Origin of the sequence: Streptomyces sp. WAC06614 (genome assembly GCF_003949795.1) — a bacterium.
GTDB lineage: Bacteria > Actinomycetota > Actinomycetes > Streptomycetales > Streptomycetaceae > Streptomyces.
Genome location: NZ_RPRY01000213.1, coordinates 1 through 12,096 on the forward strand (window position 1 = coordinate 1; position 12,096 = coordinate 12,096).

Here is a 12,096-nt window from a genome sequence, read left to right on the forward strand (position 1 = left end):
GCCCAGGCCCGTGGGGGAGGGCCGGGAAGGAGCGGGGGCGAGCAGCTCGCGCGCGGTGCGCACCAGCCGCAGCGTACGGTCGTCGCCCCAGACCACGGCCTGGTCCCGCAGGGTGGCCAGTGCCCCGGGCAGGGCCGCCCGTACGGCCGCCACCAGCGCCTCGTCGAACGGCGCCTCGCCGGCCCCCGGGGTGCCGGTCAGCAGCCCTTCCAGGGTGGCGCGGTCGCACGGGTCGGGGGCCACGGCCAGGGCTTCGGCGGTCTGCAGGGCGAACCGGTCGAGCCGGTCCAGCGCACGGACCACCGAGGCCCGGGTACCGGCCCGGGTGGCGAGCTGGGTGAGGTCGCCGGGCACCGGGTTGAGCAGGTCGGGCCGGGCGTGCAGCAGCGCGCCCAGGGCTGCGTCGTCACGGGCGCGCAGCGCCTCGGCGAGGGAGCGCGGTGCCGCGCTCCCCGTGGTGCTTGCCTCGGGCACGGTCGCCTCCTGGTCGCCTGGTCCGGTCGCCATCCGGCCAACGTTATCCGCTGTGCCCGGGGCGGCTCCACGGGCGCACGCGCTACCTTTCCCCCGGGCGGTACGGGAGGAGCCGGGTGTGGGGATCGAGAGCGACCAGCTGGTCTACGCGTATCTGAGCCGGGTCGGCGATCTGGCCCAACGGCGGCAGCTGCCCAGCGGGGACCGGATGCGGCTGGTGGCCGGGCTGCGGGACGAGATCGACCGGCGGCGGGCCCGCTTCGAGCCGGAGACGGAAGCCTCGGTCCGGCAGATCCTGGACCGCCTGGGCACACCGGAACAGGTCCTGGACGAACACCAGGCCCTGTCCGCGCGCCCCGCACCCCCGCCCCCCGCCCCGGCGGTACCGCAGCAGCGCACCGGCGCGGCTCCGCCGCACATGGCGGGCCTGGACGAACTGGGCCCGTCGACCGGCCGCCCGGATCCGGACTGGTGGCGCGTGCCGGGCCCGCTGTCCGGCGGCCCTCTGGCGGAGCCGGAGGTCGAGGGCTTCGCGGGCGGCATCGAATACCCGAAGTTCCGGCCCCCGGCCCCGGAGGAGGACAAGGAGGCGGAGGACTCCGCGCCGGAGGAGCAGGTGGCGCAAGCCCCGGCCTCCCGCACCCGGGCCCTGATCCGCCGCGTACGCGGACGCCGCCGCAGCAAGGAGCCCGAGCCCCCTGCCGAGGCCCCGGCACCCCGCCCCAAGCCGCACGGCGGCCTGCTGCTGGCCGCGGTGGTCCTGGTGGCCGGCACGCTCACCGGCTACTGGCTGCTCCTCGCGGCCGGCTGGCTGGTCGCCTACGCCTCGAAGGTGCTCGGCCCGACCGAGAAGAAGCTGGTGGTCTTCGGCCTGCCCGGCACCGTGGTCGCGGCGGCCGTGCTGTGGATGTGGGGCCGCGCCCACGGCCGCTGGGGCGACCCCCTGCTCGACGACCAGCTCGCCCCGGCCTTCGCGTCCCTGTGGCCCTGGACGATCCGCGCCGCCGCCATGGCCTCGGCCCTCTACCTGACCTGGCGCTCCCGCCGCACCTGACCCCGGCCCGCCCGCGACGGGCCGGCCCGCGGCAGGCACAGCCCAGCCGGCCCAGCCCCGCCCAGCCCAGGGCCCGCCCGGCAGGGCTGAAGGGGCGCCGACCACGGTGCGGCCGGCACCACCAGGGGGGACCCGGCCACCGGGTCGGGGCGACCACCGACGGCGAGGCCGAGGACCACCGCGCACAGCAGGGCGGCGCACGCTGCCGCCGGCCACGCGGTGCGACGGGTCGTCAGGTCGGGCCTCGTAGCGCTGCTGGACGCGGGGGCTGACATCTCATCCGCTTCAGGAGCTGGTAAGGCAGACCTAAGTGTCCGTTCCCCCCTTGTCGGTCCACCCGGGCACAATGGCCCTATGACAGCCGTGCTCCCGCCCTCCACCCTGACCGTCGGCTTCGACCTGGACATGACGCTCATCGACTCGCGGCCGGGCATCAAGGCCGCCTACGAGGCGCTGTCCGCCGAGACGGGCACGTTCATCGACGCGGGGCAGGCGGTCACGCGGCTGGGGCCGCCGCTGGAGGAGGAGCTGGCGTACTGGTTCCCCGCGCAGGACATCCCGGAGATGGTCGACCGCTACCGCGCGTTGTACCCCGACCACGCCATCGCCGCGACCCCGGCGCTGCCCGGCGCCCGTGAGGCGGTCGAGGCGGTGCGCGCCCTGGGCGGCCGGGCGATCGTGGTCACCGCCAAGCACGAGCCGAACGCCAAGCTCCACCTGGAGCACCTGGGCATCGCGCCGGACGCGGTCATCGGCTGGCTGTGGGCGGAGGCCAAGGCGGGCGCGCTGCGCGAGTACGGCGCCCAGGTCTACGTCGGCGACCACGTGGGCGACGTCCGCGGGGCCCGGACGGCGGGGGCCCTGTCGGTGGCGGTGCCCACCGGCCCGTGCCCGGAGCCGGAGCTGCGCGCGGCCGGCGCGGACGTGGTCCTGCCGGACCTGACCGCCCTGCCGGCCTGGCTGGAGCGGTACGTCGCCGAGCACCACCGGGGCTGACGGAAGAGGCTGCTCAGCCCTGGGAGGCGCGGGCCTCGCGGCGCTGGGCGGCGATGCCGCGCAGGACGCCGGCGGCCGAGACGGCGAAGCCGACGCCCATGAGCATGCAGACCGCCCACGCGTACGACGGGAACGGGTCCATGTCCAGGAACAGCGGCGCCATGGTCACCAGCGTGGCGATCGCGCCGATCAGGAACACGATCCCTCCGGCCCGGACCAATGCGTCGCCGGGCCGTGCTTCGTCGGTGCGAGGAGTAGCAGTCACCTCACCAGGGTAGTTCCCTGGCCGAAGCGTCCCGCAGGAAGGACCGGGGGACGTCTTGTCAGGCGCCCCGGGACCATTAGCCTGGAGGGTGGCGGGTCACCGATGACCCGCTGTACTGCTATCCGGAGCCGTTCATGGGCGCATGCCGGACGGCGAATCGGATCCGACGAGCACAAGGACAGAGGACGGACGTGCCTACCGGCAAGGTCAAGTGGTTCAACAGCGAGAAGGGCTTCGGCTTTCTCTCCCGGGACGACGGCGGTGACGTCTTCGTCCACTCCTCCGTGCTCCCTGCCGGGGTCGACGCCCTGAAGCCCGGCCAGCGCGTCGAGTTCGGTGTCGTCGCAGGTCAGCGCGGGGACCAGGCGCTCTCGGTGACCGTCCTGGAGCCGGCGCCGTCGGTCGCGGCCGCCCAGCGCCGCAAGCCCGACGAGCTCGCCTCGATCGTGCAGGACCTGACGACCCTGCTGGAGAACATCACGCCCATGCTGGAGCGCGGCCGCTACCCCGACAAGGTGCAGGGCGCCAAGATCGCGGGTCTGCTGCGGGCCGTCGCGGACCAGCTCGACGTCTGAGCGCCCGGCGCCGGACACCACCGCGGTCAAACAGCCGTGCCCCGTCACCCGAAGGAGTGGCGGGGCACGGTGCTTCGTACCGGTGGCCGGTGGCCGGTGAGCGGGCTCAGGGGAAGGCCAGCGCCTCCGGGGCGATGGCCGGAACCAGTCCCTCGGCGGCCGCCCGCGTGAGCAGCCCGCGTACGGCCGCGTAGCCGTCCTCGCCGAGTTCGGCCGTGAACTCGTTGACGTACAGCCCGATGTGCTGGTCCGCCACCGCCGGGTCCAGCTCCTGCGCGTGCGCCCGTACGTACGGCCGCGAGGCCTCCGGGTCGTCCCAGGCCATCCGGACCGAGGCCCGGGCTGCCTCGGCCAGGGCGTGCAGAGTCTCGGCTCCCAGCGCACGCTTGGCGATGATCGCGCCGAGCGGGATCGGCAGACCGGTCGTGGTCTCCCAGTGCTCGCCCATGTCGGCCAGCTTGTGCAGCCCGTAGTCCTGATAGGTGAACCGGGCCTCGTGGATGACCAGTCCGGCGTCCACCCGGCCGTCGCGCACCGCCGGCATGATCTCGTGGAACGGCAGCACGACCACCTCGCCGACCGGCTCGGCCAGCACGTCCGCCGCCCACAGCCGGAACAGCAGGTACGCCGTGGACCGCTCGCTCGGCACGGCGACGGTCTTCCCGCCGAGGTCCGTCCCCGGCTCCCGGGTCAGCACCAGCGGACCGCAGCCGCGGCCCAGGGCGCCGCCGCAGGGCAGCAGCGCGTACGCGTCGAGCACCCAGGGCAGCACCGCGTACGACACCTTCAGCACGTCGAGTTCACCGCGCTCGGCCATGCCGTTGGTGAGGTCGATGTCGGCGAAGGTCACGTCCAGGGCGGGCGCCCCGGGGACGCGGCCGTGGGCCCAGGCGTCGAAGACGAAGGTGTCGTTGGGACAGGGCGAGTAGGCGATCCGCAGCGGCTCACCGTTGTGCATGGCGTTCTCCCCAGTTCGCGAGGACGGGCCCCAGCGCACGGAAGCCCGCGGTCAGGGCCGCGAGGGCGTCCCCGATCCGCCAGGCGGCGCGGTCGCGCGGACCCACGGCGTTGGACACGGCCCGGATCTCCAGCACGGGCAGCCCGTGCGCGGCGGCGGCCTCGGCCACCCCGAACCCCTCCATGGCCTCGGCCCCGGCCAGCGGGTGCCGGGCGGCGAGTTCGGCGGCGCGGGCGGCGGTGCCGGTGACGGTGGAGACGGTCAGCACGGGGGCCAGCAGGGCGCCGGTGGCCTCGGCGGCCGAGGCGGCGAGTTCGGCGGGCGGCAGGTGCACGTCGGTGCCGAAGCCGAGGGCGTGGACGCCGACGAAGCCCTCGTCGGTCTCGGCGCCCAGGTCGGCGGCGACGATCGCGTCGGCGACCACGAGGGAGCCGACCGGTGCGGCCGGCGGGAAGCCACCGCCGATGCCGGCCGAGATCACGAGCCCGTACTCGGCCCGCGCCAGGGCGGTCGCCGCCCCGGCCGCGGCGGCGGCCGGCCCGACACCGCCGACCAGGACGTCGACGGCGAGGCCGGGGAGGTCACGCCGCAGGAGGGCGTGGGCCTGGGTGAGGACGCGCGGCTCGGGTGCGGGGGTGTCCGGATGAGGAGTCAGACCGGCGACGACGGAGTCGGCCTCCGCCGTCACCGCGGTCACGACGAGCGCGCGCACCGGGATTACTTGTGCTTGAGGTTGAAGGACCAGATGGCGATCGGCTTGCCGTTCTCACCGAACTGCGCGATGTGCACGGGCACCTCGCTGGGGGCCTCGGCCTGGCCGCCGCCGGTGGCGAACGGGTTCATGCCCCGGAAGCTCTGGTAGGTGTTGTCCGAGAGCTCGCCGAGCGACTGGGTGCCGGCCACGGCCAGCCACTTCTTGCCGCCCTCGACGATCTCCGGCTCCACCCCGAGGCGCAGGGTGTCGCCCGAGCGGTAGTCGATGGACTTGATGTCCTTGCTGTCGGGGCTGAGGCACTTCTCCAGCTGCTGGGCCGAGAGCTCCTTCGCGTCGCCCTCCGGGAGGCAGGAGGCCTCGGCGGAGACCGACGAGCTGCCGACCGTCACGGTCGCCAGCGGCGTCGGCTTGTCGCAGGCGGAGAGGACGAGGAGGCCTCGTACGGCCATGGCGGTGCCGGCGGCCACGATCACGGCGGCGACCGCCATGCCGAGCACCCCGTTCAGCGGCAGGGAGATGCCGATGGCCCCGCCGACCACCCATGCCATCTGCAGCAGCGTCTCCGACCGGGCGAACGCCGAGGTCCGGACCGCCTCCGGCACGTCCCGCTGGATCATCGCGTCCAGCGACAGCTTGGCCAGCGCCTGGCAGAACCCCGCCGTGGCGGCCAGCACGGCCATGAACAGCCCGGAGAAGAACACCGCCGCGAGGACCGCGACCCCCAGCGTCACCGTCAGCACCGCCGCCACGATCGCCTCCGGCGCCCGCGCCCGCAGCCACGCCCCGACCGCCGTGCCACAGGCATTGCCCGCCCCGGCCGCCACGCCCACGATGCCCAGCGAGACCGCCGCGCTCTGCCCGGCCAGGGGATGCTCGCGCAGCAGGAAGGCCAGGAAGAAGATCAGGAACCCGGACAGGGCGCGCATCGCCGCGTTGGCCAGCAGCCCGCACAGCACCGACGGGCCCACCGTCCGCAGCCCCGGCCGGCGCGACCGGGGCTCGTGCGTGGACAGCCGGGCCCGGGCCTCGCCCTTGGACTCGTCCACCGTATGGGGGAGGGCGAACGCCGCGAAGGTGCCCCAGACGAACAGCGCGCACGCCCCGTACAACGGCCACGCCGGGCCGATCAGGTGCAGCGCCGCGCCCACCGGCGCCGCCGCCCCGGTGGCCAGCAGCCCGGCCAGCGTCACCCGGGAGTTCGCCTTGACGAGTGAGAACCGCGGCGGCAGCAGCCGCGGCACCACCGCGCTGCGCACCACCCCGTACGCCTTGGACGCCACCAGCACCCCCAGCGCCTCCGGGTACAGCTCCAGCCCGCCCGTGGCCACCGAGCCCGACATCATCAGCGCCAGCAGCGCCCGCGCCAGCATCGCCGCGGCCATCGCGGCCCGCCGCCCGTGCGGCAGCCGGTCCAGCAGCGGGCCGATCACCGGGGCCAGCAGGGTGAACGGGGCCATGGTCACCAGCAGGTACAACGCCACCCGGCCGCGGGCCTCGTCCGTGGGAACCGAGAAGAACACCGTCGACGCCAGCGCCAGGGTGATCATCACGTCCCCGGCGCCGTTGATGGCGTGCAGCTCGATCAGCCTGCCGAGCCCCGATTCCCCGGCGCCGTGCGCGTGCGTGGCCCGCCGGATCCCGCGTGCCGCACCGGTCACGGGCTGCCGCACGGCACGCACCGCGGCACGGCCCGCCCTGGCGGCGCGGCCCGCTCCGTCGTCGGACGACCGTACGGGTGTCACCTGGCCATAGTGCCCCAGGAGGCGCTCCCGGACCCCGGTCCGGCATGCCCGGCGGTCCGCGAATCGGACGCGCATGTGGGCCAAGCGCTGGGAACGAGGTAGCGTGCGTAGCGCGCCACCGGCGGTTGCTCTTGGCCGCGCGCCCTTCGCGATCCTGGACAATGGATCGTAGGAGTGTGTGCCCGAGGTCGATCGGGTGCGGACGTCGACGCGGCCCTCTGGTCCGCTCCGCCCGCGCCACGTGTCGACAGGACCGACGGGTCGTTCAGGACGACAAGTACGGACGGCGCACTCGTGAACGGCGTAGGAGAGAACGAGACAGTGAGTGCTGCGACGACGCGAAGCCGTACCCCGCGTACCCCTGACCGCCTGTGCGCCGAGGCGGTAGAACTCGCCCGCGCCGCGGCCGAGGAGGCCGCCGGCCCCGGTGCGGTGGGCGAGCACGTATCCGTCCTTGCGGAGGGTGACCGGGTCGTCACCCACTTCTTCGCGTGCAAGGAAGCGGGCTACCGCGGCTGGCGCTGGGCCGTCACCGTCGCCCGCGCCTCCCGCGCCAAGAACGTCACCCTGGACGAAACGGTGCTGCTCCCCGGCCCCGACGCCTTGCTGGCCCCCGAGTGGGTGCCGTGGAGCGAACGGCTGCGCCCGGGCGACCTCGGCCCCGGCGACCTGCTGCCCACCGACGCCGAGGACCTGCGGCTGGAGCCGGGCTACTCGGGCGAGGACGCGCCGCCGCCGAACTCCGTGGTCTCCGAGGAGATGGCCGAGCTGGTCGAGGCCGAGGACGCCGACGTCACCGACCGGGCCGTGGTCCCCGAGCGCGGCTCCATCACCGCGGTCGCCGAGGAACTCGGCATGCGCCGGGCCCGGGTGCTCTCCCGCTACGGCCTGCACACCGCGGCCGACCGCTGGGACGAGGCCTTCGGCGCCAAGACCCCGATGGCGCAGGCGGCGCCCGCGTCCTGCGTCTCCTGCGGCTTCCTGGTGAAGATCGGCGGCTCGCTGGGCCAGGCCTTCGGCGTCTGCGCCAACGAGTTCGGTCCGGCCGACGGCCGGCTGGTCTCGCTGTCGTACGGCTGCGGCGGCCACTCCGAGGCCGCGGTCATGCCCAAGCCGCCGCGCCCGGCCCCGCCGGTGCTCGACTCGCTGCACGCGGACGAGTTCCCGCTCCGCCCGGCCGCCGACACCGGCTCGGTCCCCCTGTCCGACCTGCCGTCGGCGGACCTGGGTCACTCCTAGGGCGTAACCGCCGGGGCGCGGTGGCTTCGGGAGCCCGGTGCCCCACCCTGCGCCCCCGACCCCGGCCCCGCGTGGTGGTCGGGCCGGGGCGTTGGGTTCCGGTTGTTGCGCAGACCCGAGCCATGGCGGGGCTATGGCCGGAAGTGCTCGCTACGGGACATTCGAGGGGCGGACCACGGGTCCGCACGGTACCCGCCCCCACCCCTCAGCGAGGCACCCATGACATTGCCCGACCCGTCCGTCGCGGCCGAGATCACCCATGTCCTGGTCGGCTACAGCCCCGTGATGCTCGGGAAGCTCGACACGGCCCTGGCGGCCGGTTCCGTGCTGGTCGTCGAGGAGCCGGAGGTCATCGCCGCCCGGGGCATCGAGGACCTGGTCGATCGGCACCGCTGCGTGGGCGCGCTGGTCGCCGCGCCCAGCCAGGACGAGGAGCACCCGCAGCGCGTCGTGGCCGCCGTACCGCGCCCGCCGCACGTGCGCGCCGTCGTCCCCGTGGTCGAGTACGGCGTGGTCGCCGCGGCCGCCCTCGCCGAGGCCTGGGGCCTGCCGGGCGCCGGCCCCAAGGCGGCCCGGGTGCTGCGCGACAAGGGCCTGCTGCGCGAGACCGTGGCCGCGACCGACCTGGCCCAGCCGGCCTGGGTGCGCGCCCGAAGACCCTTGGACGTGGACGCGTTCCGCGCCCGTCACGGCGGCGCCTGCGTGCTCAAGCCCGCCGCCCGGCAGGCCAGCCTCGGCGTCCAGCTCCTCGACGAGGGCGACGACACGGCCGCCGCCTGGGCGCACACCACCACCGCCGACGAGGCCACCCTGCGCGCCGGCTACCCCGACGCCGGCTATCTGGTCGAACAGCGTCTGTACGGGCCCGAGGTGAGCGTCGAGGCGGTCGTCCACGAGGGCGTCACCGGCTTCACCAACATCACCGCCAAGCGCGTCCAGGACTCCCGCCACCCCGTGGAGACCGGCCACACCGTGCCCGCCGCGCTGCCGGAGGCCACCGCCGCCGCGCTGCGCGCCGCCCTCCAGGTCCTGGTGGACGCCACCGGCTTCCGCTCCGGCGTGCTGCACTCCGAGTGGATCCTCCACGACGGCCGGCCCCACCTGGTCGAATGCGCCGGCCGGCTGCCCGGCGGCGGTATCACCGCCCTGATCGACCTCGCGTACGACACCGACATCCTGGCCGCGCTGCTCGGCGTCCTCGACGCCACCGCGCCCCGTCCGGCGCCCCCGCGCAAAGCCGTCGCGGGCGCCGCCGTACGGTTCCTCGGCGCGCCCGCCGGCCTGGTCACCGACGTCCACGGCGCGGCGGAGGCCCGGACCGCACCCGGGGTGCACGAGCTGCACCTGGCGGTCGCGCCCGGGCACGTGGTGGAGGCCGTCACCAGCTCCTGGCAGCGGGCCGGCTTCGTCATCGCCACCGGCGCCGACGCCGCCGAGGCCGCCGGGCGGGCCGAACACGCCGCCGCACGGGTGACCTTGCGCACCGTCACCGAGGGCGAGGCCGGCCGGTGAGCACCTCGTCCGGGCCCGCCCCCGCCGGGCCCCCCGCCTCGGACGGGCCCGCGGCCGGGAGCCCCGCCGGCCGGCGGCGCGTCTCGCTGTCCGACTACGTGCCCGCCACCGCCGCCGGCCGCACCTTCGCCCTGACCACCCTGATCAACGCCGTGGGCACCGGCCTCTTCCTCGCCGGCTCCACCGTGTTCTTCATCCGGTCCGTCGGGCTGAGTGCCGCTCAGATCGGCGCCGGGCTCGCGGTGTCCGGGATCGTCGGCTTCCTCGCCACCGTCCCGATCGGCGCGCTCAGCGACCGGATCGGCGCCCGGCGCACCCTGGTCGGGCTCCAGCTGTGGCGGGCGGTGTTCTTCGTCGCGCTGGCCTTCGTCCACGGCCCGCTCGGCTTCACCGTCGTCGCCTCCTGCCTGGCGGCGGCCGAGGGCGCCACCATGCCGATGACCCAGGCCGTGGCGGCCGACACCACCGAGGAGTCCGACCGCACCCGGACCATGGCCATCGTCCGGACCGTCCGCAACATCGGCTTCTCGCTGGGCGCCCTGCTGGCCGCCCCGCTGCTGTCGGCCGAGAGCGTCTGGGCGTACCGGGGGATCGTCCTCGGCACCGCCGCCGCGTTCGTGGCGTCGGCCCTGATGCTGGCCCTGCTGAAGCTGGCCCGGCGCAGCGCCGCACAGCGCAAGCTGGGTCCGCTGACCGCACTGAAGGGCTTCCGGGACTGGCGCTACCTGACCCTGGCCGGGCTCAACGGCGTGCTCAACCTGCACACCACCGTGCTGTCGGTGGGCCTGCCGCTGTGGGTGGTCCAGGCGACCGGGGTGCCCGCCGGGTTCGTCCCCGTCCTGGTGCTCGTCAACACCGTGCTGTCCATCGTCCTGCAGGTGCCGGTCTCCAAGGGCGCCGAGCGGCCCGGCGGCGCCGCCCGGGCGCTGCGGCTGGGCGGGATCGCCCTGGCGGGGTGCACGCTCGCCCTGGCCGTGGCCGGGGCGGGCCCCTCGCCGCTGGCCGCCGGCGCGCTGCTGCTGGTGGCCTGCGTGGCGCTGACGTTCGGCGAGATGTGGCAGGCCGTCGGCGGCTGGGACCTGTCCTACGCCTTCGCCCCCGAGGACCGCCGCGGCATCTACCTGTCGGTGTTCAGCCTCGGCAACACCGGCCAGCGCATCGTGGGCCCCGCCCTGGTCACCGGTGTGGTGATCGCCGCCGGCCCGGCCGGCTGGATCGGCCTCGGCGCCTTGTTCTGCCTGGCCGCGGCCGCGGTCACCCCGGTCACCCGGGCCCTGGAACGCCGGCAGCGGCCCGCCCCCTCCCTCGTCGTGAGCGAAAGGACAGTCTCGTGAAGGATCTCCTGGTGGTCGGTGTCGGCACGATGGGCCGGCCGTACGTCGACGCCGCCCAGCGGCTCGGGGTCCGGGTGCGGGCGGTGGAGTCCGAGGCCCTGCTGGCCCACGGCCCGGCCGACCCCGAGGTCACGTACTACCCCGTCGCCAACGGCCTCGACGAGTCCTGGCAGGCCGGGGTCACCCGTGCGATCACCGAACGCGTCCCCGACGGCGTCCTCGCCTTCGCCGAGGCCCACGTCCTGGCCGGCGCCCTCGCGCAGGAACGCCTGGGCCTGCCCGGCCCGTCCCTGCACGCGGCGGTCGTCTCCCGCAACAAGGCGCTCCAGCGCACCGGGTTCGGCGCCTACGGGGTCCCGCAGCCCGGCTTCGTCCTGGCGCCCGGCCTGGCCGCCGCCCGGTCGTGGATGCTGGACCGGCTGCCGGTCGTGGTCAAGCCGCTCAGCCTCGGCGGCAGCGAGGGTGTGGAGCTGGTCACGGACCCGGCCGGGGTGGACGAGGTGGTCGCCCGGCGCGGCGGCGAGGGCAAGATCCTGGTCGAGGAGGCCGTGCGGGGCCCCGAGTACAGCTGGGAGGCGCTCGTCCACGAGGGCGAGGTGCTCTTCCAGAACGTCACCGAGAAGGAGACCACCGCCCCGCCGTACTTCGTGGAGCTCTCCCACCGCTGCGGCCACCGCTTCACCGACCCGGTGGTGGCGGCGCAGGTGGACGCGCTGACCGCGGGCGTGCTGCGCGGCCTGGGCATGCGCACCGGGCTGGTCCACCTGGAATTCCGGGTCGGGGTGGAGGGGCCGGTGCTGATGGAGGTCGCGGTCCGCACCCCGGGCGACTACCTGGCCGAGGCGGTCGGCCTGACCTGGGGCTTCGACCTGCACGAGGCCGTGGTCCGGCTCGCGCTCGGGCTGCCGCTGCGCGAGGCGCTGCCGGCGGAGCCGGTCGCGTACGCGGCGACGTACTTCCCCACCTGCGCGCCCGGCACCCTCACCGCGGTCCGCGGGGTGGAGGAGGTCTCCCTGCACCCGTCGGTGGTCAGGGTCCGGCTGCGCAAGGGGCCCGGCGACACCGTGGGCCGGCTGACCTCGTCCTCGCAGCGGCTCGGGCACGTGCTGGTGCGGGCCGGCTCGCCCGAGGAACGCGAGGAGACGCTGAAGTTCGTCGCGGACCGGCTGCGGTTCGAGGTGGCGGGCTGAGCCGAGCGGGGGGCCGAGGGGCCGGGCCGGTGGGCTGAGCCG

General features: G+C 75.3%; 10 protein-coding genes and 2 pseudogenes. 7 read left to right on the forward strand and 5 right to left on the reverse strand.

The window, feature by feature from the left end; translation table 11 throughout:
- Positions 1-507: pseudogene (locus EF918_RS24450) on the reverse strand (DNA-binding protein); the annotation flags it as partial.
- An 85-nt stretch (positions 508-592) separates the two neighbouring features.
- Between EF918_RS24450 and EF918_RS24455 the strand changes: the two are divergent.
- Positions 593-1,528: a hypothetical protein gene (locus EF918_RS24455; RefSeq protein ID WP_125650512.1), complete on the forward strand. Its 936-nt coding sequence runs from the start codon at positions 593-595 to the stop codon at positions 1,526-1,528.
- A 354-nt stretch (positions 1,529-1,882) separates the two neighbouring features.
- Complete coding sequence (locus EF918_RS24460) at positions 1,883-2,524, forward strand: HAD family hydrolase (protein ID WP_125650514.1); 642 nt, start codon at positions 1,883-1,885, stop codon at positions 2,522-2,524.
- A gap of 13 nt (positions 2,525-2,537) precedes the next feature.
- Here EF918_RS24460 and EF918_RS24465 read toward each other — a convergent pair whose 3' ends face one another.
- Positions 2,538-2,789 (reverse strand): hypothetical protein, encoded by a 252-nt coding sequence (locus EF918_RS24465; protein ID WP_125650516.1) that lies wholly within the window; start codon positions 2,787-2,789, stop codon positions 2,538-2,540.
- Positions 2,790-2,980: 191 nt separating this feature from the next.
- On the opposite strand from EF918_RS24465, the gene EF918_RS39140 reads away from it, so the two are divergent.
- On the forward strand, positions 2,981-3,364 hold the full coding sequence (locus EF918_RS39140) for a cold-shock protein (RefSeq protein ID WP_125650518.1): 384 nt from the start codon (positions 2,981-2,983) through the stop codon (positions 3,362-3,364).
- 106 nt (positions 3,365-3,470) lie between these two features.
- Here the strand turns inward: EF918_RS39140 and EF918_RS24475 are convergent, their stop codons facing one another.
- The 3 genes and pseudogenes from EF918_RS24475 to EF918_RS24485 form a co-directional block, all read right to left on the reverse strand.
- Entirely contained in the window at positions 3,471-4,322 is an 852-nt protein-coding gene (locus tag EF918_RS24475) for a 1,4-dihydroxy-6-naphthoate synthase (protein WP_125650520.1), read from the reverse strand.
- Positions 4,309-5,034 carry a futalosine hydrolase gene (locus EF918_RS24480; protein ID WP_125650523.1) on the reverse strand — a complete coding sequence of 242 codons (726 nt, stop codon included), beginning with the start codon at positions 5,032-5,034 and terminating at the stop codon, positions 4,309-4,311. The genes EF918_RS24475 and EF918_RS24480 overlap by 14 nt, the downstream gene beginning before the upstream one ends.
- Before the next feature lie 434 nt (positions 5,035-5,468).
- Positions 5,469-6,797, reverse strand: a pseudogene (locus EF918_RS24485) (MFS transporter); the annotation flags it as partial.
- 303 nt (positions 6,798-7,100) lie between these two features.
- Here EF918_RS24485 and EF918_RS24490 point away from each other — a divergent pair.
- From EF918_RS24490 to EF918_RS24505, 4 genes are all read left to right on the forward strand, one after another.
- On the forward strand, positions 7,101-8,018 hold the full coding sequence (locus tag EF918_RS24490; RefSeq protein ID WP_125650525.1) for a DUF3027 domain-containing protein: 918 nt from the start codon (positions 7,101-7,103) through the stop codon (positions 8,016-8,018).
- A 219-nt stretch (positions 8,019-8,237) separates the two neighbouring features.
- A complete protein-coding gene (locus EF918_RS24495) occupies positions 8,238-9,530 on the forward strand; it encodes an ATP-grasp domain-containing protein (RefSeq protein WP_125650527.1) in 1,293 nt (430 codons plus the stop codon).
- Positions 9,527-10,864: an MFS transporter gene (locus EF918_RS24500; RefSeq protein ID WP_260610601.1), complete on the forward strand. Its 1,338-nt coding sequence runs from the start codon at positions 9,527-9,529 to the stop codon at positions 10,862-10,864. The genes EF918_RS24495 and EF918_RS24500 overlap by 4 nt, the downstream gene beginning before the upstream one ends.
- A complete protein-coding gene (locus EF918_RS24505) occupies positions 10,861-12,054 on the forward strand; it encodes an ATP-grasp domain-containing protein (protein WP_260610602.1) in 1,194 nt (397 codons plus the stop codon). Before EF918_RS24500 ends, EF918_RS24505 begins: the two co-directional genes overlap by 4 nt.
- Positions 12,055-12,096 lie beyond the last annotated feature (42 nt).

Excerpts from the sequence above, each read along its gene's own strand:
- EF918_RS24495 (WP_125650527.1), top strand. The coding sequence starts at position 8,238 with ATGACATTGCCCGACCCGTCCGTCGCGGCCGAGATCACCCATGTCCTG.
- EF918_RS24475 (WP_125650520.1), bottom strand. The coding sequence starts at position 4,322 with ATGCACAACGGTGAGCCGCTGCGGATCGCCTACTCGCCCTGTCCCAAC.
- EF918_RS24460 (WP_125650514.1), top strand. The coding sequence starts at position 1,883 with ATGACAGCCGTGCTCCCGCCCTCCACCCTGACCGTCGGCTTCGACCTG.